Origin of the sequence: Streptomyces sp. NPDC046465 (assembly GCF_040646035.1) — a bacterium.
In the GTDB taxonomy this organism is placed as follows: Bacteria; Actinomycetota; Actinomycetes; order Streptomycetales; family Streptomycetaceae; genus Streptomyces.
On record NZ_JBEYZK010000005.1, the window covers coordinates 311,048 to 333,982 of the forward strand.

Annotated in this window: 24 protein-coding genes; 11 read left to right on the forward strand and 13 right to left on the reverse strand. The window is 71.4% G+C overall.

Annotated elements, in window-relative coordinates; genetic code table 11:
* Nucleotides 1-40 precede the first annotated feature (40 nt).
* On the forward strand, nt 41-2,131 hold the full coding sequence (locus tag ABZ953_RS10615; RefSeq protein WP_361719965.1) for a transglycosylase domain-containing protein: 2,091 nt from the start codon (nt 41-43) through the stop codon (nt 2,129-2,131).
* A 24-nt stretch (nt 2,132-2,155) separates the two neighbouring features.
* On the opposite strand, the gene ABZ953_RS10620 is transcribed toward ABZ953_RS10615, so the two are convergent.
* A complete protein-coding gene (locus tag ABZ953_RS10620; RefSeq protein ID WP_361720199.1) occupies nt 2,156-3,403 on the reverse strand; it encodes a hypothetical protein in 1,248 nt (415 codons plus the stop codon).
* A gap of 540 nt (nt 3,404-3,943) precedes the next feature.
* Between ABZ953_RS10620 and ABZ953_RS10625 the strand changes: the two genes are divergently transcribed.
* Complete coding sequence (locus ABZ953_RS10625; protein WP_361719968.1) at nt 3,944-5,587, forward strand: ABC-F family ATP-binding cassette domain-containing protein; 1,644 nt, start codon at nt 3,944-3,946, stop codon at nt 5,585-5,587.
* Between the two features lie 56 nt (nt 5,588-5,643).
* On the opposite strand, the gene ABZ953_RS10630 is transcribed toward ABZ953_RS10625, so the two are convergent.
* From ABZ953_RS10630 to ABZ953_RS10645, 4 genes are all read right to left on the reverse strand, one after another.
* A complete protein-coding gene (locus tag ABZ953_RS10630) occupies nt 5,644-6,909 on the reverse strand; it encodes a cation:proton antiporter (RefSeq protein WP_361719971.1) in 1,266 nt (421 codons plus the stop codon).
* A 4-nt stretch (nt 6,910-6,913) separates the two neighbouring features.
* A complete protein-coding gene (locus ABZ953_RS10635; protein ID WP_361719974.1) occupies nt 6,914-7,399 on the reverse strand; it encodes a TrkA C-terminal domain-containing protein in 486 nt (161 codons plus the stop codon).
* A gap of 136 nt (nt 7,400-7,535) precedes the next feature.
* Nucleotides 7,536-7,949 (reverse strand): hypothetical protein, encoded by a 414-nt coding sequence (locus ABZ953_RS10640; RefSeq protein WP_361719977.1) that lies wholly within the window; start codon nt 7,947-7,949, stop codon nt 7,536-7,538.
* A gap of 114 nt (nt 7,950-8,063) precedes the next feature.
* Nucleotides 8,064-9,611, reverse strand: a complete 1,548-nt coding sequence (locus tag ABZ953_RS10645) for an ATP-dependent DNA ligase (RefSeq protein WP_361719980.1) — start codon at nt 9,609-9,611, stop codon at nt 8,064-8,066.
* A 305-nt stretch (nt 9,612-9,916) separates the two neighbouring features.
* On the opposite strand from ABZ953_RS10645, the gene ABZ953_RS10650 reads away from it, so the two are divergent.
* Entirely contained in the window at nt 9,917-10,330 is a 414-nt protein-coding gene (locus ABZ953_RS10650; protein WP_361719983.1) for an SsgA family sporulation/cell division regulator, read from the forward strand.
* 15 nt (nt 10,331-10,345) lie between these two features.
* On the opposite strand, the gene ABZ953_RS10655 is transcribed toward ABZ953_RS10650, so the two are convergent.
* Both ABZ953_RS10655 and ABZ953_RS10660 read right to left on the reverse strand, forming a co-directional pair.
* Entirely contained in the window at nt 10,346-11,398 is a 1,053-nt protein-coding gene (locus tag ABZ953_RS10655) for a Gfo/Idh/MocA family oxidoreductase (RefSeq protein WP_361719986.1), read from the reverse strand.
* Between the two features lie 61 nt (nt 11,399-11,459).
* Nucleotides 11,460-12,662 carry a serine hydrolase gene (locus ABZ953_RS10660; protein ID WP_361719989.1) on the reverse strand — a complete coding sequence of 401 codons (1,203 nt, stop codon included), beginning with the start codon at nt 12,660-12,662 and terminating at the stop codon, nt 11,460-11,462.
* 269 nt (nt 12,663-12,931) lie between these two features.
* Here ABZ953_RS10660 and ABZ953_RS10665 point away from each other — a divergent pair, with 269 nt between their 5' ends.
* The gene (locus ABZ953_RS10665; protein WP_361719992.1) at nt 12,932-13,585 is read left to right on the forward strand and encodes a LysE family translocator; all 654 of its coding nucleotides are present in this window, start codon (nt 12,932-12,934) and stop codon (nt 13,583-13,585) included.
* A gap of 12 nt (nt 13,586-13,597) precedes the next feature.
* Here ABZ953_RS10665 and ABZ953_RS10670 read toward each other — a convergent pair whose 3' ends face one another.
* Entirely contained in the window at nt 13,598-14,461 is an 864-nt protein-coding gene (locus ABZ953_RS10670; protein ID WP_361719995.1) for an alpha/beta hydrolase, read from the reverse strand.
* A 101-nt stretch (nt 14,462-14,562) separates the two neighbouring features.
* On the opposite strand from ABZ953_RS10670, the gene ABZ953_RS10675 reads away from it, so the two are divergent.
* Nucleotides 14,563-14,973, forward strand: a complete 411-nt coding sequence (locus tag ABZ953_RS10675; protein ID WP_361719998.1) for a helix-turn-helix domain-containing protein — start codon at nt 14,563-14,565, stop codon at nt 14,971-14,973.
* A 32-nt stretch (nt 14,974-15,005) separates the two neighbouring features.
* Here the strand turns inward: ABZ953_RS10675 and ABZ953_RS10680 are convergent, their stop codons facing one another.
* Nucleotides 15,006-15,494 carry a glutathione peroxidase gene (locus ABZ953_RS10680; protein ID WP_361720001.1) on the reverse strand — a complete coding sequence of 163 codons (489 nt, stop codon included), beginning with the start codon at nt 15,492-15,494 and terminating at the stop codon, nt 15,006-15,008.
* Nucleotides 15,495-15,505: 11 nt separating this feature from the next.
* A complete protein-coding gene (locus ABZ953_RS10685) occupies nt 15,506-16,282 on the reverse strand; it encodes an ABC transporter permease (RefSeq protein ID WP_361720003.1) in 777 nt (258 codons plus the stop codon).
* A gap of 106 nt (nt 16,283-16,388) precedes the next feature.
* Between ABZ953_RS10685 and ABZ953_RS10690 the strand changes: the two genes are divergently transcribed.
* The 3 genes from ABZ953_RS10690 (at nt 16,389) to ABZ953_RS10700 (ending at nt 18,973) form a co-directional block, all read left to right on the forward strand.
* Nucleotides 16,389-17,474 carry an S-(hydroxymethyl)mycothiol dehydrogenase gene (locus ABZ953_RS10690; RefSeq protein WP_361720006.1) on the forward strand — a complete coding sequence of 362 codons (1,086 nt, stop codon included), beginning with the start codon at nt 16,389-16,391 and terminating at the stop codon, nt 17,472-17,474.
* A complete protein-coding gene (locus ABZ953_RS10695; protein WP_361720009.1) occupies nt 17,474-18,130 on the forward strand; it encodes an MBL fold metallo-hydrolase in 657 nt (218 codons plus the stop codon). Before ABZ953_RS10690 ends, ABZ953_RS10695 begins: the two co-directional genes overlap by 1 nt.
* Nucleotides 18,131-18,259: 129 nt before the next feature.
* Nucleotides 18,260-18,973 (forward strand): DUF2470 domain-containing protein, encoded by a 714-nt coding sequence (locus ABZ953_RS10700; protein WP_361720012.1) that lies wholly within the window; start codon nt 18,260-18,262, stop codon nt 18,971-18,973.
* On the opposite strand, the gene ABZ953_RS10705 is transcribed toward ABZ953_RS10700, so the two are convergent.
* The gene (locus ABZ953_RS10705) at nt 18,935-19,225 is read right to left on the reverse strand and encodes a hypothetical protein (RefSeq protein WP_361720015.1); all 291 of its coding nucleotides are present in this window, start codon (nt 19,223-19,225) and stop codon (nt 18,935-18,937) included. The genes ABZ953_RS10700 and ABZ953_RS10705 overlap by 39 nt on opposite strands.
* Before the next feature lie 44 nt (nt 19,226-19,269).
* Nucleotides 19,270-20,049, reverse strand: coding sequence for an inositol monophosphatase family protein (locus tag ABZ953_RS10710; RefSeq protein WP_361720018.1), 780 nt, complete (start codon nt 20,047-20,049; stop codon nt 19,270-19,272).
* 147 nt (nt 20,050-20,196) lie between these two features.
* Here ABZ953_RS10710 and ABZ953_RS10715 point away from each other — a divergent pair, with 147 nt between their 5' ends.
* Nucleotides 20,197-20,970, forward strand: a complete 774-nt coding sequence (locus ABZ953_RS10715; protein WP_361720021.1) for a glucose 1-dehydrogenase — start codon at nt 20,197-20,199, stop codon at nt 20,968-20,970.
* 223 nt (nt 20,971-21,193) lie between these two features.
* Nucleotides 21,194-21,367, forward strand: a complete 174-nt coding sequence (locus ABZ953_RS10720) for a hypothetical protein (RefSeq protein WP_361720024.1) — start codon at nt 21,194-21,196, stop codon at nt 21,365-21,367.
* Between the two features lie 20 nt (nt 21,368-21,387).
* On the opposite strand, the gene ABZ953_RS10725 is transcribed toward ABZ953_RS10720, so the two are convergent.
* The gene (locus ABZ953_RS10725) at nt 21,388-21,963 is read right to left on the reverse strand and encodes a helix-turn-helix domain-containing protein (protein WP_361720027.1); all 576 of its coding nucleotides are present in this window, start codon (nt 21,961-21,963) and stop codon (nt 21,388-21,390) included.
* 70 nt (nt 21,964-22,033) lie between these two features.
* Between ABZ953_RS10725 and ABZ953_RS10730 the strand changes: the two genes are divergently transcribed.
* Nucleotides 22,034-22,927, forward strand: coding sequence for an NADP-dependent oxidoreductase (locus ABZ953_RS10730; RefSeq protein ID WP_361720030.1), 894 nt, complete (start codon nt 22,034-22,036; stop codon nt 22,925-22,927).
* Nucleotides 22,928-22,935: the final 8 nt, after the last annotated feature.

Sequence of the window (22,935 nt, forward strand, 5' to 3'; positions counted from 1 at the left end):
AAGCGCGACACGGGAGGCGTACGGGGTGGGTGGGGGCAGGATGGCCGCAGGTCAGGGCAGCGGCGGGCGGCGGGCGATACCGGGGGAGCGCCGCACGGCGACCGGGCGGCGCAGGAAGTCAAGGGAGCGGCCGGAGGGCGGCATACCCGGCGCCCTCGCCGGGGCGCGCAGGCAACTGCGGCGGCTGCGTCCCGCGTACCCCAGGCCGGGCCGCAGCGGATGGCGGCGGTGGATGCCTTCGTGGCGCCAGTGGCTGGGCGCCTTCCTGTACACGGTCCTCGGCCTGACCGGATTCGTCGCCATCGCCTACGCCACCACGGACATACCGGACGACCTCAACTCGTTCGCCACGCAACAGGACAACGTGTACTACTGGTCCGACGGCACCGTCATGGCCCGCACCGGCTGGGTCATCCGACAGGAGATACCGCTGGACAAGGTGCCGCCGAAAGTCCGGGGCGCCGTCCTCGCGGCCGAGAACGCCAGCTTCTACTCGGATTCCGGGGTCTCGCCGTCCGGTGTGCTGCGCGCCGCGACCGCCGCGGTCACCGGAGGAGAGACCCAGGGCGGGTCGACCATCACCCAGCAGTACGTGAAGAACGTCTACCTCAGCCAGGACCGCACCCTGTCCCGGAAGTTCACCGAAGCCCTGCTCGCCGTGAAGCTGGACAACCACACGAGCAAGGACAAGATCTTCCAGGACTACCTGAACACGAGCTGGTTCGGGCGGGGCACCTACGGCATCCAGCGCGCCTCACACGCGTACTACGGCAAGGACGTCTCACGGCTCAACCCCAGCGAAGGCGCCTTTCTGGCCTCGCTCCTCAAGGGCGCCGGACTGTACGACCCGGCCCTCGGCAAGGAGAACCGCGAGCGGGCCGTCGAACGCTGGAACTGGATCCTGGACCGCATGGTCGCCACCGGCCACCTCACGCAGGCCGAGCGCGCCACGTACAAGAAGTTCCCGGAGCCCACGAAGCCGGGGTCCGGCGGCACCATCCCCGGCGCACAGACCGGCTACCTGGTGGAGCTGGCCAAGCGGAACGCGATCAAGGCCGGGCACATCAGGGCCGCCGACTACGACCTCGGCGGCTACCAGATCCGCACGACCTTCGACCGCAAGCGCACGAAGGCCCTGACCGCCGCCGTCCAGAAGGCTGAGAAGGGCTTCGACGCCGAGCGGCGGCCCGACACCGACCAGTACGCCAAGATCGGCGCGGCCAGCGTGGCCCCGGACGGCCGGCTGCTCGCCGTGTACGGCGGCCACGACTTCCTCAAACAGGGCTTCAACCAGTCCAACGCGACGACCATTCCGGCCGGTTCGGCGTTCACCCCCTTCGTCTATGCCGCCGCGCTCGAGGACGGCGTGCAGCGCACCCGTGAGGGGGGCCGCACCCCTGTCTCCCCGGCCAGCGTCTACGACGGCGACGACCGGATCGCGGTGCGGACGCCGGAGGGCCCGTACTGGGACCGCAGCGGCAAGGTCGTCAAGGGCCGCAACGAAGGCAGCCGCGACTGGGGCGAGGTGACCTTGCGTCAGGCCGTCGCCGACTCCGTCAACACACCCATGCTCCAACTCGGCCTCGACGTCGGCCTGGACCGGGCGGAGCGGTACGCCCTGCGGGCGGGGCTCCTCAAATCGAGCCTGGGGGAGCGGATCCCCGCGTTCGCGCTCGGAGAGAACTCGACGCCCAGCGCCATCCGGATGGCCGGTGCCTACCAGACCTTCGCCGCCCACGGCATGCACACCGACCCCTACTCGGTGCGCTCGGTCACCCGGGCCGGGGACGCGGTGCCGCTCGTGGAACCGAAGCCCGCCCGGGCCATGTCGGCGAAGACCGCCCAGGCGGTCACGGATGCCCTGCGGGCCACCATGACCGACGGGTCGGCCAAGGCGGCGGGCGGGGCGCACGCCGGTGCCGTGGGCAAGACGGGGACGACCACCGCGAACACGGCGGGCTGGTTCGTGGGGGGCACCAAGGACGAGTCCACCGCCGTGGTCGTCTACCGCATGTCGCTGAAGGACCTGGTGCCGCTGCCGCTGAAGGGCCTGGGCGGTGACGCCCCCGAAACACTCGCCAGCGGACGGGCGGTGGACCTGTGGGCCCACTACATCGAGGCGCTCACGTAGGCGCCCGCCTGCTCCACAGCCCCGCTACTCGACGAGCGACTTCCACTCCGGCGCCTGCGCCGGGTCGAGCAGACGCAGCCGGGCCAGGACCTTCGGGTCCTGGACATCGAGCCAGTCGGCCAGCTCCCGGAACGACACGCAGCGCACACCCTTGCGCGGGCACACCTTGCGCATCACGTCCTCGACGGCGTCCATGTAGATGCCGCCGTTCCAGTCCTCGAAGTGGTTGCCGATGAACATCGGCGCCCGGCTGCCGTTGTAGACGCGGTTGAAGCCGTTCATGTACGACTGCGAAACCTGCGCCTGCCACGCCGGGAACTTCGCCGGGTCGCCCTGGGTGCTGTCGCCGGACTGGTGATAGAGGAAGTTGAAGTCCATGGAGAGGACCTGCACCTCTTTGCCCTCCATGGGCAGGAGTTGCAGCGGAAAGTTCCATATGCCGTCGGCCTTGGACGGCCATATCTGGAAGTCCCCCGACGAACTCGCGTCGTAGCGCCAGCCGAACGGCTTGACCGCGGACAGGAGGTTCTTCTGCCCCTCAAGGCAGGGTGCGCGGCCGCCGACCACTTCCCGGTCCGGATCGAAGGGCAGGGGCCGTTCTCGGGCGAAACCGGTGTTGGTCTTCCACTCCTTCATGAATGAATACGCCTGCTCGATCTCGCTCTTCCACTCCTCGGGGCTCCAGTCCCCGCCGCCCTTGGGGCCGCAGAAGTGCCCGTTGAAGTGCGAACCGATCTCGTTGCCGTCCTTCCAGGCACCGCGCAGCTGCTCCAGCGTGGTCTGGATGTGCGGGACGGTCGGATACGAGATGGCGGCCGACCCCGGGTTGTGCTGCGGCGGGTGGTAGAGCGACTTCTTGCTCTCCGGCAAGAGATAGATCCCGGTGAGGAAGAACGTCATGTGGGCCCCACTCTCCCGCGCCACTTGACGGAAGTGGGAGAAGCGGCGGTCGTCGCCCTCCAGCGCGCCGTCCCAGGAGAAGACCACGAACTGCGGCGGCTTCTCACCGGGCTTCAGCTTCTTGGGCTTGAGCTGCTCGGGCTGCGGCCCGGCGTACGAGGTGGAGCCGTCACCCAGCACCCGCACCTTGCCGTCCCACTTCTCCTCCCCCTTCTTCGCACGCTTCGCCGCACGTGCCTTCTCCGCCGCACTGCCCGCGGAGTCGGACGCGGTGTGCCCGTCGCCGCTCCGGCTCCCGGAGGAGTTCCCGAGGGCGAGAACGCCCGTCGTGGCCACCCCGCCCAGGCCGAGTACCGCCGCGACCACGGCCATGCGCTTGCGTCTCCGGGCCTTCTCGCGCGCCTTGCGAGCAGCGCGGGACTCGGCCCGGGCGGGTTCAGTGCCGTCGGCTTCGATCACTGCGGTCCCACCCCGTGTTCATCGCAGCAGGGCCGCGCGTGAATTGTTTGTATGAATATAGGACTGACGGCGTGGCCGTCCGTACTCCGGGGCCCGGCTGTCGAAAGGGCTGGCCCCGTGCCGCGGACGGTGTGTACCGTGGTCAGCGGTCCTGTTGTCGCCGATTGAGGTGGATTTTGCGCAGCTGAGGTACGTGCCCCTGTTGCCAGTACGGCGTTCGCCCGTGCTGCCCTGCCGCGGTCGGCCATGCCGACGGTGGCGGTCGTGCACCCCTCTGCGCTTCCGCCCGGCTCCCTTGTGGGCGCCGGGTGAAGCCACCTGAGTCCGAACCCGCATCCGTTCCTGACGTTCCTGGATGCGCCGCACTTCCGCCTGCCGTCGCGATGCCGAGCGCGTGCCTCCCTCGCACACTTGTCACCACAGGTGACCGACCTCTTCAGGTAGGCGACCCGCATGACCGCAACCCTGACAGCCAAGAATCTCGCCGCAGGCCACGGCGACCTCCCCCTGTTCACCGGCCTCGACCTGGCCGTGCCACCGGGAGAGGTGATCGGCCTCGTCGGGACCAACGGGGCGGGCAAGTCCACCCTGCTCCGCCTCCTCGCCGGGCTCGACCACCCCGAGGAGGGAAAGGTCCACGTGGCCCCGGCCGGTGCGACCGTCGGGTACCTGCCCCAGGAACCGGACCGGCGCCCGGGTGAGAGCGTCTACGCCTTCCTCGCCCGCCGCACCGGCGTCGCCGCCGCCCAGCGTGGACTGGACACCGCATCGCAGGCCCTGGCCGACGGCGTCACCGGGGCCGATGAGGCATACGACGCGAGCCTGGAGCGCTGGCTGAGCCTGGGAGCGGCGGACCTGGAGGAGCGCGCCGAGCTTGTCACCGCCACGCTCGGCCTGGGCATCGGCCTCGAGCAGGCCATGACGTCGCTGTCCGGCGGCCAGGCCGCCCGCGCGCAGCTGGCCTCGCTGCTCCTTTCGCGCTTCGACGTCTTCCTGCTTGACGAGCCCACCAACGACCTCGACCTGGCCGGTCTGGAACAGCTGGAGCAGTTCGTGCACGGGCTGCGCGCCGGAGCGGTCGTGGTCAGCCACGACCGTGAGTTCCTCACCCGAACCGTCACCCAGGTCCTCGAACTCGACCGCGCCCAGCAACAGGTGCGCCACTTCGGCGGCGGCTATGCCGCCTACCTGGAGGAAGCAGAACGTGCCAGGCAGCAGGCCCGCACGCAGTACGAGGAGTACGCCGGGCGCAAGGCCGCCTTGCAGGACCGGGCGAACATGCACCGGTCCTGGGCGGAGAAGGGGGTGCGCACCGCACAGCGCCGCAGCAGGGACAACAACAAGTTCGCCCGCAGCGGCCGGATGGAGAGCAGCGAGAACCTGGCCGCAAGGGCCAAGCAGGCCGAACGGCTCATCGAGCGCCTGGAGGAAGTGGAGGAGCCGCGCCAGGAGTGGCAGCTGCGCCTGCGGATCGCCGCCGCGCCCCGTTCCGGCGCGGTCGTCGCGACGCTGGACGAGGCCACCGTCCGGCGGGGCGAGTTCGTGCTGGGACCCCTCACGCTGCGGATCGACTGGGCCGACCGCGTCGCGATCACCGGCGCGAACGGCACAGGCAAGTCGACGCTCCTTGCCGCCCTCCTCGGCCGTATCCCGCTCGCGGCCGGCCGCCAGGCACTCGGCTCGGGGGTGGTGATCGGTGAGATCGACCAGGCCAGGGCCGCATTCCATGGAGCCGCAGCACTCCTGGACGCCTTCCGGGCCGCCGTCCCGCAGACGGAGCCCGGCGAAGTCCGCACCCTGCTGGCGAAGTTCGGCCTGGGCGCCGACCACGTCCTGCGCCCGGCGAGCACCCTGTCCCCCGGCGAAAGGACCCGGGCGGCGCTGGCACTGCTGCAGGGCCGCGGGGTGAACCTGCTGGTCCTCGACGAGCCCACCAACCACCTCGACCTGCCGGCGATCGAACAGCTCGAATCCGCCCTGAACTCCTACTCCGGCACCCTGCTCCTTGTCTCCCACGACCGCCGCCTGCTGCGGACCGTACGGATCACCCGCCGCCTGGAACTGCACGACGGCACCTGCACCGAAACCCCCGCATGACCCGCCGGACCAGAACCTGACGAAGCACCCCTGGTGCCGGTCCGGCGGAACAGGGCCTACGAGCGGTCGGCCACGTCCTGCCCGTCCAGGGTCTCGACCGCTTCCCGGGGCGCGGGCACCGGAGCACCGGCCTCGGCAGCGGGGCCGGTGACCCCGCGGCGGCGGGCAAGTGCGCCGCTCGCGTAGCCCGCGATGGGCTGCGCGTAACGGGCGGTCAGGGGGCCGACGATCACCAGGATCAGGACGTACGCGGTCGCCAGCGGGCCGAGCGAGGGCTCGATGCCCGAGGTGACGGCGAGCCCCGCGATGACGATGGAGAACTCGCCGCGCGCCACGAGCGCGCCGCCCGCCCGCCAGCGGCCCTTGACCGAGATGCCCGCGCGCCGGGCCGCCCAGTAGCCGGTCGCGATCTTCGTCAGCGCGGTGACGACGGCGAGTGCGAGCGCGGGCAGCAGCACCGGCGGAATGCTCGACGGGTCGGTGTGCAGTCCGAAGAAGACGAAGAAGACGGCCGCGAAGAGGTCGCGCAGGGGCGCGAGCAGGGAGTGCGCGCCCTCGGCGACCTCACCGGACAGCGCGATGCCGACGAGGAACGCGCCCACGGCGGCGGAGACTTGCAGCTGCTGCGCGATCCCCGCGACGAGGATCGTCAGGCCGAGCACGACGAGCAGCAGTTTCTCGGGGTCGTCGCTGGAGACGAAGCGCGATATGAGCCGCCCGTACCGGACCGCGACGAAGAGGACGAGGCCGGCGGCGCCGAGCGCGATGGCGAGCGTCAGGCTGCCCGCGGCAAGGCCGACACCGGCCAGCAGGGCCGTGATGATGGGCAGGTAGACGGCCATCGCCAGGTCTTCGAGGACGAGGACGCTGAGGATGACCGGCGTCTCGCGGTTGCCGAGCCTGCCGAGATCGCCGAGGACCTTGGCGATGACTCCGGACGACGAGATCCAGGTGACTCCGGCGAGGACGACGGCGGCGACCGGACCCCAGCCCATCAGGAGCGCGGCGATGGCGCCGGGCAGGGCGTTGAGCGTGCAGTCGACCAGACCGGCCGGGTACTGCGTCTTGAGGTTGCTGACGAGGTCGCTGGCCGTGTACTCGAGGCCGAGCATCAGCAGCAGCAGGATGACGCCGATCTCGGCGCCGATGGCGACGAACTCCTCGCTCGCGCCGAGCGGCAGCAGCCCGCCCTCGCCGAACGCGAGACCGGCCAGCAGATACAGCGGGATCGGCGAGAAGCGGAAGCGGCCCGCGAACCGGCCGAGCAGCCCGAGAGCGAGGATGATCGCGCCGAACTCGATCAGAAAGACAGCGGAATGCATGCGCTCACTCCCGCCCGAGTATCGTCGCGGCCGTCTCCACGCCTTCGCGCGTCCCGATCACGATGAGGGTGTCGCCACCGGCCAGCCGGAAGTCAGGGGTCGGCGACGGAATGGCGTCGGCCCGCCGGAGCACCGCCACGATCGAGACGCCGGTCTCGGTCCGCATCCGGGTCTCGCCGAGGAGCCGTCCGTTCCAGTGCGACGTGGCCGAAAGCAGAACGCGCTCGGCGACCAGGCCGAGATCGGTGGTGTGCAGCAGGTTCGGGCTGTGGTGCGACGGCATCAGGGCGTCGATCAGCGAGTCCGCCTCGCCCGAGCTCAGCCGCAGCGACAGCGCGCACTCGTCCGGGTCGTCGGAGCGGTAGGCGCTCAGTGTCCGCGCTCCGTCCCGGTGCGCGATCACCGAGAGGCGCTGCTGTTCTCGGGTCGTCAGGTCGTACCGGATGCCGATGCCTGGAAGCGGCGTACGGCTGAGTCGTGATGCGGGCACAGTTTCTCCCCTTGCGTGATGAATGATCTCCCCCGGTTGTCACCCTATCGGGGCCAAGGAATGGCAAAATCCTACCGGCGCCACGCGGCCCCACCAGGCGTGACGCCGGGCGGGGCCGGAGGGGGAGAGGGCGGCGTCAGTCGGTGAGCGTGACGCAGGGCAGCCCCACGCTCGACCCGCCGCGGAAGCCCTCCGCGCAGAGCCGCGTGCCGGCCGGGAAGTGCCGCTGGGGGTACGCCTGGTCCCGGTAGGTCCTGAACTTGGCGACGTCCTCGACCTTGGTGTCGGCGCTCCAGCCGTTGGTGGTCCACACGCGTGCGCTGATGCGGTTCGGCTGGTTGGTGTTGATGACCGACACCTCGACCCGGCCCAGGTAGGTCCCGGAGTCGTAGGTCTCGATGCAGACGGAGTTGTTGCACCACTTGCCGTCGGCGACCGCCGAGGGGCCCGTGGCGATGAGGCAGCCGAGCGCGGCGGCGACGGCGCCGATTCCGGCGGCGAACTTCTTGGTGATGTCGAGCATGGCGAGGGACCCTCGAGTCTTCTTCATGGACCCGTGACCAGGCAGCGGGCCCTGTCGGTTGGTGTCTTCCGGGCCGGTGTGCCGCCGCCGTGGCGACGGCCGTGCGACCCCGCGCGTACCAACGCGACAAAAGATCATGAGTTACGCCGTGACGGGACCGCCGCCCCGCAGGACCGCCTCGACCGTGTCCGCCTCATCGGGGGACTTGTCCTCGCGGTAGCGCACCACCCGGGCGAAGCGGAGCGTGACGCCGGCGGGGTAGCGGGTGGATTTCTGCAGGCCGTCGTAGGCGATCTCCACGACGAGTTCGGGGCGCACGGTCACCACGTAACCGCTGGAGTCGACCGCCAGCTCCTGGAGGCGCTCGGTCTGCCAGGCGAGCATCGCGTCCGTCATGCCCTTGAAGGTCTTGCCCAGCATGGCGAAGGTGCCGTCGGGCCGCCGGGCGCCCAGGTGAAGATTGGAAAGCTTGCCGGTGCGGCGGCCGTGGCCCCACTCGGCGGCCAGGACGACCAGGTCCAGGGTGTGGACGGGCTTCACCTTCAGCCAGGAGGCGCCACGCCGGCCCGCTTTGTAGGGGGCGTCGAGCGCCTTCAGCACGACCCCTTCGTGGCCGCGCCCCAGCGTCGCCTCGAAGAACTCCCCGGCCTCGCCGCGCGAGCGCTCGTCACCCGGGTCCGCCACGAGCGCCCGGCGCACCCGCATCGGCTCGGGCACCAGAGCCGCAAGCTCCGCGTGACGCTCGGTGAACGGCAGGTCGAGCAGGTCGCGGCCCGCCACGGAGAGGGCGTCGAAAAAGACGGGGGACAGGGGCAGACCGGCCGCGGCCGAGGACACGTCGACGCGCGAACCGACCCGGCCCGCGATCTCCTGGAACGGCCGCGGCCGCCCGTCGCCGTCCACCGCGATGACCTCGCCGTCCAGAATGAAGTGGGACCCCGCCAGGCCGAGCGCGGCGGCGGTCAGCTCGGGGAGCCGGTCGGTGATGTCGTCCAGAGTGCGGGTGTAGACGCGTACGTCGTCCCCGCTCCGGTGGACCTGGACCCGGATGCCGTCGAGCTTCTCCTCGACCGCGCACGGACCCAGCTTGTCGATGCCCTCGGCGACCGAGGCGGCGCTGTGCGCGAGCATCGGCTGGATGGGACGGCCCACGGTGAGACGGAACTCGTCCAACGCCTCCGCGCCGCGCGCCAGCAGCGCCTGGGCCACGGGGCTCACGGCACCGGCGAGCATCACGGAGCGCCGCACGGCGTCCGCCGGGGTCCCGGTGGCGAGCGCGAGCCCTTCGACGGCCACCGCGTCAAGCGCGCCCTGCCGTACCTCGCCGGTGAGCAACCCGATCAGGAACCGCTGCTCGTCGGCGGTCGCGGCGCCCATCAACTCCCCGACCAGCCGCCTCCGTTCGGTCTGTGACCCGGCGCCCGACACCGCGCCGATCGCGGTGAGCGCCTCGTCCACGCCGCGCACGGTCAGCGTCGGCTCGTCGGCGGGCGGCTCCGTGTCCTTCAGTGTGCTCCAGCCGATGCCGAGCCGTCCCTGGGGCAGCCGGCCCGCCAGATAGGGGATGGCGATCGGTACGTCGTCCGGCTCGGCGGCCCGGAACAACTCGGCGAGCAGCGCGATCTTCTTGGACCGCGCCGAGGTGGCGGCCACTTCCTTGGACACGTGCGCGAGCCGGGCGAGCAGCATGGGCTCATCCTGCACCGGGACCGGGCGCGGCGCGCGGCCGGACTCGGGTGGCCGACCTGTGCCGCCAAATGGGGGTGATGTTGCGGGGAAACACGCGTGTACTCGCATGGGGTGGGCACCCGGACGAGCGTGGCGGTCGTTTCCCTCGCTCGTCCGGGCGACTCGATTGACAGGCATGTGATGCAGGTCACAGGAATCTCCCGGCGTATTGGCGTAATGACCCCCCTTCGTCCGGGGTCCTAAGGGCACAGGAGTCACCGGAAGCGGAACGCAGAGAACAGCAACACCAGAACTGGAGCACGACCATGGCCGTCACCCTCGAAGAGCCCGCCCGCGCCCGTCTCATCACCCCCGAGGGCCGTGAGCGCGGCCTGCCCGTGGTCCTGCGCTACTCGGCGGCAGACCCCCTGGCGATCCAGATGACTTTCCCCTCGCATGCGGCGCTCGACGGCGTGGAGGTCACCTGGATCTTCGCCCGCCAGCTCCTGGAGGACGGCATGAGCGCCCCGACGGGCAGCGGCGACGTGCACGTCTGGCCGTGCGGGCGGGCCCGGACGGTCCTGGAGTTCCATTCGCACCAGGGACTGGCCCTCGTCCAGTTCGACAAGATCGCGCTGCGCCGCTTCCTGACGCGCTCGTACGCCGTGGTCCCCGCGGGCGGCGAGGAGGAGAGCATGGATCTCGATACGGGACTCTCGCGCCTGCTCGGCGGCGTCTGAGACTCCCCCCGTGAGTCACGCCGACGGCGCTCCGGAAGCCTCGCGCACGTCGACCGCGCCGTACAGCGCGGGCCGCTCGGGCATCGCCACGGTGACGCGCCCGCCGGTGCGCAGCGCCTCGACGCCGGCCTCGGCGACCACCGCGGCCGCGTACCCGTCCCACGCGCTCGGGCCCGTGACCCGGCCCTCCCGTGCGGCGGCCACCCACGCCCGCACCTCACGGTCGTACGCGTCGGCGAACCGCACCAGGTAGTCCTGCGCCACCTCCTCGTGCGCGCGGCCGCCCGAACGGACCACCATCGTGTGCGCGTCACCGAGCCGGGCGCTGCCGCGCTCGCAGACGGCCTCGCACTGCACCTCGTAGCCGAAGCCGCTGTTGACGAAGACCTCCACGTCGACGACGGCGCCCCCGGACGTCTCGAAGAGCACGAGCTGCGGATCGAGCAGGCCCTGCGGGGCGCCCGCCGACGGGGTCGGCCGTAGCACCGTGACGGCGGTGATCTCCTGGCCGAGCAGCCACCGTGCCGCGTCGATCTCGTGGGAGACGGAGCTGCTGATCAGCATCGATGAGGTGAAGTGCGGGGGAGAGGCCACGTTCCGGTGGCGGCAGTGCAGGAGAAGGGCGCGGCCGAGCTGCCCGGAGCCGAGCAAACGCTTCAGGGCCGCGTACTCGGTGTCGTACCGGCGCATGAAGCCCACTTGGATCAGCCTGCGCCCCCGTCGGGCCTCCGCCTCCACGACCCTCAGGGCCGAGACCGAGTCGGGGGTCAGCGGCTTCTCGCAGAGCACCGGAAGGCCGCGTTCACAGGCCGCGAGCAGGGCCTCCTCGTGCGCGCCCTCCGGCGATGCCACCAGAACCGCGGCCACGCCGGGAGCGTCCACCGCCGCGACCGCGTCCCGGTGCACGGACACATCCTCGCGGCCCGCCACCGCCGCCTCGGCCCGCGCCGTGTCGGGGTCCGCGACCGCGACCACGCGGGCCCCGCCGACCGTGTCGCCGATCCGGCGCACATGATCGGCGCCCATGTGGCCCGCCCCCAGCACGGCGACTCCCAGCAGATCACTCATCCGGCGCCCACCCCCTGTCCGCTCAATCCGTCCGCTCAATCCGCCCGCTCGACCGGTCCGCTCAGTCGACGGCGCGTCCCGCGCGCTTGCGTCGGGCCACCGTAGCCGCCCGGCGCTTGACCGCCAGGACACAGCCCGCGAGCAGGACGGCCGACCCCGCGCCGACCAGCAGGATCGCGGTCCAGTCGGAGCCCTCCGACGCCACGGCCGCGGCGGCCTTACCGGCCGCGTGGGCGGGCCCCGGCACCGTCCGGTTCGTCTTCCGCGGGGGCAGCAGGGAACCCACTGGCGCCACCTTGTCGCCCGCGGTGAAGCCCCAGTCGAGGAGCGACCTCGCCTCCTCGTACACGGCGTGGCCGCCGCCCGCCTGCGGGTTCATCACCGTCACGACGAGCGTGCGTCCCCCGCGCTGGGCGGCGCTGATCAGCGTGGCACCGGCGTGGCTGGTGTAGCCGTTCTTGACGCCGAGCAGACCGGGGTAGGGGGACACGCCGTCGGCGCCGGTCAGCAGCCGGTTGGTGTTCTGGATGGGGTACGACCAGCCGCCCGCGGGGAACTGCGCCACGCGGGTGGAGCAGTACCGCGTGAACTCCGGGTCGGTGAGCCCGGCCCTGCCGAAGACCGCCAGGTCGTACGCCGACGAGACCTGCCCCGGGGCGTCGTAGCCGTCGGGCGACACCACGTCGGTGTCCCGCGCGCCGAGCTCGCGGGCCTTGAGGCGCATCTGCCGAACGGTCTCGTCCAGGCCGCCGTTGAGCCGCGCGAGAACGTGCACGGCGTCGTTGCCGGAGCTGAGGAAGACGCCGCGCCACAGGTCGGCGACCCGGTAGGAGCGGCCGGTTGCCACCCCCACCATGCTGCTGCCCTCACCCACGTCGTCCAGCTCGTGCTCGGAGACGACGTGCCGCATGTCCGCGTTCAGATGGGGGAGCGTCGCCAGGGCGAAGAGGGACTTCAACGTCGAGGCGGGCGGCAGCTTGCGGTGCGCGTCCCGCGCGGCAAGCACCTCGCCCGTACGGGCATCCGCCACCACCCAGGCCAGGGCCGACACGTCGCTGGGCGGCCCGGATGCACCGGGGCCGGGCCTGACCTGCACGCCGGGCCGGTCGAGGAGGGCGGACGAGTAGGCGGGCACGGGCCGCGGCGGGGCGGGCTCGGCGGGCGCGCCGACGGCCGCGGCAGGTGAGGACAGGAGGACCAGAGCCCCGAGCGCGAGGGCCGCGGTGCGTACGGAGGAGGAGCGCGAAAGGTACCTGATGACCATTCAGCCACCGTATGAGCGCTGTCCGGAGTCCGCAGATCGGCTTGGTCCGGCTGGAGGTATTGCGAGGTCAGCGGTCCGTACGGGGCCCGCCAGGTGGCACCCCGTCACTTCGCTTGCCGCGCGCGGCGGCTGGGGCCCCGGGAGGGTGCCGCGCCGAAGGTGCGCGCCGTTGTGCACAGGGGAGTTGGCGTGCCGCATGAGGGGCGGTTCCGGTGGAACCCGCAGGGGCAGGACGCGTCCGGCGGTCGGGCGCAGAACGGAGCGGAATCATGACCGTCGACCTTGCCGGTTTCCTCGGGGTGGTGGTGCTCGCGTATCTCGTACCCGGCCCCGACTTTCTGGTGATCGTGCGAGCCGCCGCGCGCCGGGTGTCCCTCGGGCGCGCGGCGGCGCTGGGGGCCCAGACGGGCCTCTGCGTCCACATGTGTGCCGCCGCGCTGGGCCTGTCGGCGATAGCCGCCCGGTCCGCCCTCGCGTTCACCGCCATCAAGCTGGCCGGCGCCGCGTACCTCATCTACCTCGGCGTACGAGCCCTGCTGGCCGCCCGGAAGGACAGCGGGCACCGAGGGCGCGCGACGGCAGAGTGCGAGGAGGCGGCAGGGGGCGCGGCGGGGGTACGGGGGCACGGCCGGTGGGGCAGCTTTGTCGAGGGGTTCCTCAGCAACGTGCTCAATCCGAAGGCCGCGCTGTTCTTCCTGAGCGTCCTGCCGCAGTTCGTGGACCACGGTGGATCGTCGACGCGCCAGATCTTCCTGCTCGGCACCCTCGACGTCCTGGTCGGTGTCGTCTATTGGCTGGCTCTCGTACGTTTCGCCGCGCGCCTGCGGACGGTTCTGGGCCGCCCGGTCTGGCGCCGCCGCTGGGAGCAGGTCAGCGGCAGTCTCTTCATCGCCCTCGGCATCACTGTGGCCACGGTGGAGTGACGGGCCCCGGTGTCACATGCTGTTCGGCCGGGTGAGCGCCTGCGCACCGGCCAGGAATGGACGCAGCAGGGTGAGGAGGGCGCGCGGCCGGTGCAGGGGGATGATGTGGCCGCAGTCTTCGATGATGTGTCCGGTGAGATCGTCGGTGACCGGGCGCAGCTGGCGTTCCAGCGCGGCACCGACGGGCCGGGCGCCCACCGCCATCGTCGGCACCGTCAGGCGGGCAGTGGCGACCGCCCGCTCGATCTGTACCGCGCTTTCGGGCAGCGCCCGGTAGTACGAGAACGCGCGGCTCAAGGCCTGGCGGCCGGTGTATGCGCGGACGAAGGCGTCCCGGAGGGCGGGGCGCACTCCGTCGCCGAGCGTGCCCGTACGCAGAAACCAGTCGACGTAGTCGGCCTCGTGGCCCTCCAGTACGGTCTCGGCGAGGCCGGGCGCAGCGGAATGGAAGCCGAACCACCACGGTGGCCCGTCGGCAAGGAAGTCCTCGGCGCCGGGCAGTCTGCCCAGCAGGGACTCCATGACGACCAGGCGCCGGACGAGACCGGGGCGGCGCAGGGCGAGGAGGAAGGCCGGAGCGGTACCCGCGTCGATGCCCACCACCGTGGCCGAGGAGACGCCGAGTGCGGTGAGAAGCGCCGCGGCGTCCTCGGCCAGGGTTCCCGCGTCGTACCCGGAGGCGGCCCCGCTGCTCGCGCCGAACCCGCGCAGGTCCGGCGCGATGACGCGGTAGCGGTCGGACAGGTCGGCCATGACATCCGTCCACAGCTCCCAGGTGTGCGGGAAACCGTGCAGCAGCAGGACGGCCGGGCCCGATCCGGCGAGGGCGACGTTCAGTTCGACACCGTTGACGGGGACGCGCCGCAGCTCGGGCATGGAGAGGCTCCAGGGGTGGTGAGGAATAGTGACCACATCACGCTAAGGAACTACCCTGGTTCCTCCAAGACGGCACTTTCCCTTCAGGTGGTGAGCCCCGAGTGACCACGTCGAGGCCCGGCGAACCCGGCCAACGACCCGGTGAGCGGGGTGATGTGCTGAATCCGCTCTGCCCGACCCGCCAGTTGCTCGACCGTATCGGCACCAAGTGGACGTCGATGGCGGTCAAGGTGCTGGCCGAGGAGGCGCCGGACGAGCTCCGTTTCGCGGAACTGCGGCGCCGTATCTCGGGCATCTCACAGAAGATGCTGTCCGTCACCCTGCAGAGCCTCGTCCGCGACGGCCTGGTCGCGCGCCGGGTGGAACCCACCGTGCCACCCGCCGTCCACTACCGGCTCACCGAGCTCGGCCTGTCCCTCGAAGGGCCGCTCTCCGCCCTGCGGGTCTGGGCAGAGACACACATGCCGGAGATCGACCGCAGCAACCGGCTCGCCGACGCGTCCCCCACCTGACCAGGGCGTCCTGGCCCGTGACCACGAGGCCGTCAGGCCGGCAGGTGCTTCTCGACGGCGCTGATGAGCTCGGGGGCGTCGGGCTCGGTCTGCGGGGAGAAACGGGCCACGACGCTGCCCGACGGATCGATCAGGAACTTCTCGAAGTTCCAGCGGATGTCACCGGTGTGGCCCTCCGCGTCCGCCGTCCCGACGAGCTCCTTGTACAGCGGATGCCGGTCGTCACCGTTCACGTCGACCTTCTCCGTCATCGGAAAGGTCACCCCGTACGTCGCCGAGCAGAACTCGGCGATCTCCTCGGACGTACCCGGCTCCTGGCCCATGAATTGGTTGCAGGGCACCCCGAGCACGCTGAAGCCGCGCGCCGCGTACTGCTCGTGGAGCCGCTCGAGGCCCGCGTACTGCGGAGTGAGCCCGCACTTGGAGGCGACGTTGACGACCAGGACGGCCTTGCCCTCGTACTGGCGCAGGTCGGCGGGGCCGCCCTGCAGGGCGGCGATTTCTTCTTCGTAGACAGACATAGTGACCGAGCCTACGCCCCGCGGTGCAGCCTGCCCCGCGCGACCAGTTCGACCGTGGCGGCGACGGCGATCGCCTGGACCGCCATCAGGGCGATCAGGACGAAGAGCTGCACGGCTCCGGCGAGCACGGGTGAGGCGCCGCCGAGGAGCATGCCGACGAAGGCGCCGGGGAGGGTGACAAGGCCGACCGTACGGGTCTGGTCGAGGCCGGGCAGCAGCGCGTCCGACGCGGCCGGGCGGATCACCTCGAGGCGGGCCTCGCGGTCGGCGAGGCCCAGGGCGATACCGGCCTCGAACTCGCCGAATCGGGTGCGCAGTTCGTCGAGGGCGCGGCGGCCCGCGAGCACCGACGTGGTGAGCGCTCCGCCGATGAGGATGCCCGTCACGGGGATGATCGCGACACCTCGTACGGGAAGCAGGCCCGCGAGGACCAGTCCGCTCACCACCGGAACGACGGGGCCCGCGATCGGCAGCGCCGCCCACCACCAGGTGCCGTTCGGCGTGATGCGCCGGCCCGCGGTGCGGACGGCCACGGCGAACATGAGGAGCAGGAACCCGAACAGGGCCGGAGCGTGGTGCACGACCCAGCCGATCACCAGGGAGACCGCGGCCAGTTGGGCGGTCGCGCGTACTCCGGCGACGAGGATCTCGCGGGCCCGGGCGCGCGAGCCGTCGGGGGTGAGCCGGAAGACGGCCGCTGCCGTCGCGGCCACTAGGAGCAGCACGAGCAGCGCCACGGCGAGTGCGGTGTTGACCGGCAGAAGGGCCTGAGCGGCGAGGTTGCGCACGAGCTCAGCCTAGATCGCGCGGCCCGCCTCCTCGGCGTGCTCCGCCAGGGCGTCCGACCTGAAACGATGCAGGGGTAAGACAGGCAGAGACAGAAGGGCTGGATTCATGGCGCAGCAGGTTCAGGGAGTGGTCGCGCGGGCGAAGGGTGAGCCGGTGCGGATCGAGACGATCATCGTCCCGGACCCGGGTCCGGGGGAAGCCGTGGTGAAGGTCCAGGCGTGCGGGGTCTGCCACACCGACCTGCACTACCGGGAGGGCGGCATCAACGACGACTTCCCCTTCCTGCTCGGGCACGAGGCGGCGGGCGTCGTCGAGTCGGTCGGCGAGGGCGTCACCGAGGTCGCGGTCGGCGACTTCGTGGTCCTCAACTGGCGAGCGGTGTGCGGCCAGTGCCGCGCGTGTCTGCGCGGTCGCCCTCAGTACTGCTTCGACACGCACAACGCGAAGCAGAAGATGACCCTGGCCGACGGCACCGAGCTGTCGCCCGCGCTCGGCATCGGGGCCTTCGCCGAGAAGACCCTCGTCGCCGCCGGGCAGTGCACCAAGGTCGACCCGGCCGCCTCGCCGGCCGCGGCCGGGCTCCTCGGCTGCGGCGTGATGGCGGGCATCGGCGCCGCCATCAACACCGGCAACGTCGGCCGGGGCGACTCGGTCGCCGTCATCGGCTGCGGTGGCGTCGGCAACGCCGCGGTCGTGGGGGCCCGCCTGGCGGGTGCCGCGCGCATCATCGCCGTGGACATCGACGACAAGAAGCTGGAGACGGCGAAGAGCCTGGGCGCCACGCATACGGTCAACTCCCGCTCCGGCGACCCCGTCGAGGCGATCCGCGAGCTGACCGGCGGCAACGGCGCCGACGTCGTCATCGAGGCGGTCGGCCGCCCCGAGACGTACGAGCAGGCCTTCTACGCCCGCGACCTGGCCGGTACGGTCGTCCTTGTCGGGGTCCCGACGCCGGAGATGAAGATCGAGCTGCCGCTGCTCGACGTCTTCGGGCGCGGCGGCGCGCTCAAGTCGAGCTGGTACGGGGACTGCCTGCCGTCCCGCGACTTCCCGATGCTGATCGACCTGTACCAGCAGGGGCGTCTTGACCTGGACGCGTTCGTCACGGAGACGATCGCCCTTGAGGACGTGGAGAAGGCCTTCGAGCGCATGCACCACGGCGACGTGCTCCGTTCGGTGGTGATGTTCTGATGGCGGCCGACGCCACGGCGGGCGCGCCCGGCGCGCGCATCGACCACCTCGTCACGTCCGGGACGTTCTCCCTGGACGGCGGGACCTGGGAGGTCGACAACAACGTATGGATCGTGGGTGACGACAGCGAGTGCGTCGTCATCGACGCCGCGCACGACGCGGACGCCATCGCCGATGCGGTGGGGGAGCGCAGGCTCGTCGCGATCGTCTGCACGCACGCCCACGACGACCACATCGACGCGGCCCCGGCGCTCGCCGCCCGCACGGGCGCGCCCATCCTGCTGCACCCGGCCGACGCGGAGCTGTGGAAGCGGACGCACCCCGACCGCGCCCCGGACGGCGAGCTCTCCGACGGGCAGGAACTGGCCGTCGCGGGCACGGTCCTGAAGGTGCTGCACACGCCCGGCCACTGCCACGGCGCGGTCAGCCTGCACGCACCCGGACTCGGCACGGTCTTCACCGGCGACACGCTCTTCGCGGGTGGCCCCGGTGCGACGGGCCGTTCGTTCAGCGACTTCCCGACGATCGTGACGTCCATCAGGGAGCGGTTGCTGACGCTGCCGCCCGTGACGGTGGTGCGCACCGGACACGGTGACAGCACCACGATCGGCGACGAGGCACCGCACCTGGAGGAGTGGATCGCCCGGGGTCACTGACGGCCCGTCGCCTCACCCGACGTACATCTCATGGCCCCGCGTGGTTCGCCGCGCGGGGCCATGAGGCGTACTGGCTCTGTTCCGCGATCTCGGATAAGTTAGGCAAGGCTTACCTAATGGAGGTTGAGGATGGGTGTCCGTCAGAGCAGCACAACCGTGCCCACAGCGGCGGCACGCGCTCGTTCAGTGCTCGCCACCGCGTGGTCCTGCGCGGTGACCACAGAGATCGGCAGGGACGAACTCGTGGGCGCGCACAGTGTCATGGAGGACGGCAGGATTAGGCTGTCCCCACCCGAGGACAGCGCGCTCGCCGCCGCCCTGATCTGCGCGCCACGCGGCGAGCCGTCCACGATGGTCGAGTTCGCCGACGTCGCGCCGGTGCCGGTCAGGGACCGGATCCGCGCACGGCTCTGGTTGTCCGGGGCGCTGGCGTACGACGGGCAGGAGCTCGTCTTCGAGCCGACCTGCGCCGTGCTGCACGACTCGGCGGGAGAGCGCGTGGGCGTCGAACTCGACGAACTCGCCCTGACCGTGCCCGACCCGCTGGCCGAGGCGGAGTCGCGCCTGCTCACCCATCTCGCCGACGCCCACCAGGACGCCGTCGAGCAACTCACCCGCCTCATCAGCCCGGACAGTCTGCAAGGCGTGGTGCGGGTCCGCCCGCTCGCCATCGACCGGCACGGCATCTCCCTGCGCCTCGAACGCGCCCGCGGCCAGGCGGACGTCCGCCTGCCGTTCCACCAGCTCGTCGAGGACGTCACGCAGGTGACGGAGTGCATGCACGCGCTCCTGGTGAAGGCCAAGCTATCGACCACGCGGCGCGGACGGCCCGTCGGAGGCTGACCGCATCGACCGCAGAGCCAGCACCAGCACCCCGATGTCGTCCAGGAAGACGGGATCCGGCAGCAGGTCGGCGGGCAGCACGAGATAGCCGACCGCTGCCCAGAAGACCCACTGCCGCTCGACGGGAAGTCCGGCTCTGCGCAGGTCGCGCCGGGCCCGGACGAGACGTACGAGCAGTACGACCGCGACGGCGAGCGTCGCGGCGACCAGAACGGCGGCGCCGACGAGAAGTGCGGTCAGGTCCGTGCTCATACCCACGTACGTTAATGAAGTCGAGGCCCCGCGTCCCGTAAGGGCTACTGCCCCCGGCCGTGGATCATCGACATCAACAGGTCGTGGGTCTCGGCATCGGCCGCCGCCACGAGCCCCCGGCCGCCCTGCCCGACCGGCGCACCGTCGATGCCGGTCACCACGCACCCCGCCGCCCGGCACAAGGCGATCCCGGCGGCGAAATGCACGCTTCCCGACAGGTCGCCGCCGTCGGTGACGTACGCGGCCCGCCTGCCGGCCGCGACCCACGCCACGGCCAGCGACGTGGACACGACCCGAGGACGGAACCGCGCGACGAACTCCGGGTGGGCGAGGAGGTCCACGCCACGGAACCCGGGCGCGCCCGGGAACGGCGGATCCAGGTTGACGTCCACGAGGCGGGTCGCGGAGGTGGGGACCAGCGGGGCATCGACGCCCTCGTGCCGCAGCCTGGCGCTCTCGCCGTCGGTGATGAAGACCTCGCCGCTGAACGGATCGGCCACCGCCGCGGGACCGTCGCGCAGCGCCACGTTGACGCCCACCAGCATGTTTCCGGCGGCGTAGTTCAAGGTGCCGCACAACGGATCCACCAGCCATCGGCGCGCGGCGTCGGCGGACCCTTGCTGTCCGCCTTCCTCGCCGAGCACCGCGTCGTCGGGCCGGGCGGTCCGGATGACGTCGAGGATCGCCTCCTCGGCCGCCACGTCGGCGGCGGTGGCGAAGTCCCCGGCGCCCTTGTCGATGCGGGTGAGCTGTCGGCCGTACATGGCGCGCACCACGTCGGCGCCCGCGCCCGCCCCGGCCGCCGCGACCTCGGTGTCGTTCAAGCTCGTACTGGCGTTGGCAGTAGATGAGTTGATCACACCGTGCACCCTATCGAGAGGAAGCCACCCACCCGGCGAATCCCTCTACTGTGGGAGATCTCATGATCATTGAGGGGTGCGGACCCGGGCCGCAGGGGCTTTACTCACGCCATGACCGAAACGAATGGACTGCTGGCCGGCAAGGCCGTCATGATCACGGGTGCGTCGAGCGGGATCGGTGAGGCGGCCGCGCGGCTGTTCGCCGCGGAGGGGGCAGCGGTCCTGCTCATGGCCCGCCGCGAGGACGCGCTGACCCGCATCGCCAAGGAGATCAACGACTCGGGCGGCCGGGCGGCGGTCAGCGCGGGCGACGTCTCGGTCGCCGATGATGTGCAGCGCGCGGTCGACGCGACGCGCGAGCACTTCGGCGCGCTGGACGCGGCGTTCAACAACGCGGGGTACGCCGGGGATCAGCTGGCACCGCTGCACGAGCTCGACCGTCACGTCTTCGACCGAACGATGGACATCAACGTACGCGGCACCTGGAACTGCCTGCGCTCCCAGATCCCGGTGATGCTCGAAGCGGGCAAGGGCGCGATCGTCAACACGGCGAGCACCGCGGCGATGGTGGCCACCGGCGCCCCCGTGCCCTACGTCGCCGCGAAGCACGCGGTGCTCGGCATGACCAGGGCCGCCGCGGCCGAGTACGCCGCGCACGACATCCGTATCAATACGCTCGTCGTCGGCACCACGCGCACCGAAATGATCAGCCAGGTGGTCGAGGCGCGGCCGGAGCTGGAACAGGCCTTCGTCGCCCGTCAGATGCAGAAGCGCATGGCCGAGCCGGTCGAGATCGCGCAGGCGGCCCTGTGGCTGTGCAGCGACCGCGCCTCGTTCTCCACGGGGACGGCCCTGGCCGTGGACGGTGGCCTGACCTCCAACTGACGCCACGGCGCGGGCGAGGGTGCGGGGGTGGGCCAGCGGCGCCCCCGCACCTGAAAGCGCCGTACGCCCATGCCCGTACGCCCCTGCCCGTACGCCCCTGCCCGTACGCCCTTGTTCGTACGCCCGGCCTCCGCTGCCCGGCCTCCGCTGGGCGGCGTCGCTGCTGATGTTCGACCACCACGTCACCAGCCCGCTCGGCTACTCCTACTGAGGGGGCGACGCGATGCTGCTGTGTGCCGCCGGGCCCGCGTACGTCATCGTGCGCTCCCGGTCCGGGGAGATCAGCACGGTCGACTACATGGCCGGGTACGGCCTGTCGATCGTCGCGGCGGTCGCCGGAGCGGGCATGGCGACCCGTCAGGCCGATGACCCCTTCCGGTACGAGCTGTTCGCCTAGGGCCTGTGCCGGACGTCGCGTCAGAGGCCGGTGACGCCCCAGGCGGCCTCGATCATCCGGAAGACCTCGTCCACCGCGGCGTCAGGATCGGCCGACTCGCGGGCCAGTGAATGGGCGTCGACCACGAACCTCGCGATCGTCCGGCAGGCCGTCGTGGGCTGCGGGAGGCCGAGATCGGCGGCGATGGCCGTGGCCAGCGACTGAGCATGGCGCAGCCTCATCGACTCCTCGTACTCCCGCAGGTCGGAGCATGCGTCGATCATGCGCCAGATCGGGGCCGAGCCGTCCGCCGTGCAGTGGCGGACCAGGGCCCGCATCTCGTGGCGCAGCGCGGGGATGAGCGGCTCGTCCGGAGCTCGGTCGGCGACCGCCTGCGCGAGGCGGTGCTCGAAGTCCTCGTCCTGCTCGAACACCAGCGCCTCTTTCGAGGCGAAGTGGGAGAACAGCGTGGTGACGGCGACGTCGGCCTCGGCGGCCACGTCACGGATGCCCACTGCGTCGTACCCGCGTTCCAGGAAGAGCCGCAGGGCGGTGTCGGCGATCTTCTGACGGGTCGCGGCCTTCTTGCGCTCACGGCGGCCTGGCGGCTCGGTCATGCCGTGATGCTATCAGCTGCAAAACCGTAACCGTTGTTAAACACTAACCGTTAGTGTTATGTTCAGCGGCATGAAGAAAGTGAGCTTCGCCGAGTTCGGCGGCCCCGATGTCCTGCACCTCATCGACGCCGAGGAGCCCCACGCGGGCCCCGGCCACATACGCATCGCCGTACGGGCGGCGGGCGTGAACCCCGTCGACTGGCGGGTCCGCGAAGGCCAGGTCCTGGGTGCGCATCCCACGAAGTTGCCCTCCGGCGTGGGGCAGGATGCCGCGGGAGTGGTGGACGAGGTCGGTGAGGGTGTCGAAGGGGTCGCGGTCGGCGACCACGTGTTCGGCGAAGGGGCGAGCACCTACGCCGAGTTCGCCGTCCTCTCGGCCTGGGCCCGCATGCCCGAGGGCCTGACGTTCGAAGAGGCGGCCGGGTACCCCTCCGTGGTGGAGACCGCGCTGCGCATCATCCGCGAGACCGGTGTGCGCCCCGGACAGACACTGCTGGTCAGCGGCGCGGCCGGGGGAGTCGGATCGGCTGTGCTGCAGATCGCCCGCGAGCGCGGCATCTCCGTGATCGGCACGGCCGGAGCCGCGAACCAGGACTATCTGCGCGGCCTGGGGGCCGTCGCCACGACGTACGGCGAGGGCTGGGTCGAGCGCGTGCGGCACCTCGGTCAGGTCGACGCGGCTCTCGATCTGTCCGGGTCCGGCGTGATCCGCGAGCTCGTCGAGCTGACCGGGGACCCGCGGAAGGTGATCTCCATCGCCGATCTCGGCGCACCGGACCTCGGTGTCCGCTTCTCCGGCGTGGCCGGGAGCGTGCCGGATGCGCTGGCCGAGGCCGCCGGCCTCATCTCGCGGGGAAAGCTGCACATCCCGGTCGAGAAGTCGTACATGCTCGCCGAGGCGGCGGCCGCGCACATCGACAGCAAGGCCGGTCACACGCGGGGGCGCCGGGTCATGGTCGTCTGACCGCAGCG

Bases quoted from the DNA above. Each gene is read 5' to 3' on its own strand.
- ABZ953_RS10615 (WP_361719965.1), top strand. From the start codon at position 41: ATGGCCGCAGGTCAGGGCAGCGGCGGGCGGCGGGCGATACCGGGGGAG.
- ABZ953_RS10620 (WP_361720199.1), bottom strand. From the start codon at position 3,403: ATGGCCGTGGTCGCGGCGGTACTCGGCCTGGGCGGGGTGGCCACGACG.
- ABZ953_RS10625 (WP_361719968.1), top strand. From the start codon at position 3,944: ATGACCGCAACCCTGACAGCCAAGAATCTCGCCGCAGGCCACGGCGAC.
- ABZ953_RS10630 (WP_361719971.1), bottom strand. From the start codon at position 6,909: ATGCATTCCGCTGTCTTTCTGATCGAGTTCGGCGCGATCATCCTCGCT.
- ABZ953_RS10640 (WP_361719977.1), bottom strand. From the start codon at position 7,949: ATGAAGAAGACTCGAGGGTCCCTCGCCATGCTCGACATCACCAAGAAG.
- ABZ953_RS10645 (WP_361719980.1), bottom strand. From the start codon at position 9,611: ATGCTGCTCGCCCGGCTCGCGCACGTGTCCAAGGAAGTGGCCGCCACC.
- ABZ953_RS10650 (WP_361719983.1), top strand. From the start codon at position 9,917: ATGGCCGTCACCCTCGAAGAGCCCGCCCGCGCCCGTCTCATCACCCCC.
- ABZ953_RS10655 (WP_361719986.1), bottom strand. From the start codon at position 11,398: ATGAGTGATCTGCTGGGAGTCGCCGTGCTGGGGGCGGGCCACATGGGC.
- ABZ953_RS10660 (WP_361719989.1), bottom strand. From the start codon at position 12,662: ATGGTCATCAGGTACCTTTCGCGCTCCTCCTCCGTACGCACCGCGGCC.
- ABZ953_RS10665 (WP_361719992.1), top strand. From the start codon at position 12,932: ATGACCGTCGACCTTGCCGGTTTCCTCGGGGTGGTGGTGCTCGCGTAT.
- ABZ953_RS10670 (WP_361719995.1), bottom strand. From the start codon at position 14,461: ATGCCCGAGCTGCGGCGCGTCCCCGTCAACGGTGTCGAACTGAACGTC.
- ABZ953_RS10680 (WP_361720001.1), bottom strand. From the start codon at position 15,494: ATGTCTGTCTACGAAGAAGAAATCGCCGCCCTGCAGGGCGGCCCCGCC.
- ABZ953_RS10690 (WP_361720006.1), top strand. From the start codon at position 16,389: ATGGCGCAGCAGGTTCAGGGAGTGGTCGCGCGGGCGAAGGGTGAGCCG.
- ABZ953_RS10695 (WP_361720009.1), top strand. From the start codon at position 17,474: ATGGCGGCCGACGCCACGGCGGGCGCGCCCGGCGCGCGCATCGACCAC.
- ABZ953_RS10700 (WP_361720012.1), top strand. From the start codon at position 18,260: ATGGGTGTCCGTCAGAGCAGCACAACCGTGCCCACAGCGGCGGCACGC.
- ABZ953_RS10705 (WP_361720015.1), bottom strand. From the start codon at position 19,225: ATGAGCACGGACCTGACCGCACTTCTCGTCGGCGCCGCCGTTCTGGTC.
- ABZ953_RS10715 (WP_361720021.1), top strand. From the start codon at position 20,197: ATGACCGAAACGAATGGACTGCTGGCCGGCAAGGCCGTCATGATCACG.
- ABZ953_RS10720 (WP_361720024.1), top strand. From the start codon at position 21,194: ATGCTGCTGTGTGCCGCCGGGCCCGCGTACGTCATCGTGCGCTCCCGG.
- ABZ953_RS10725 (WP_361720027.1), bottom strand. From the start codon at position 21,963: ATGACCGAGCCGCCAGGCCGCCGTGAGCGCAAGAAGGCCGCGACCCGT.
- ABZ953_RS10730 (WP_361720030.1), top strand. From the start codon at position 22,034: ATGAAGAAAGTGAGCTTCGCCGAGTTCGGCGGCCCCGATGTCCTGCAC.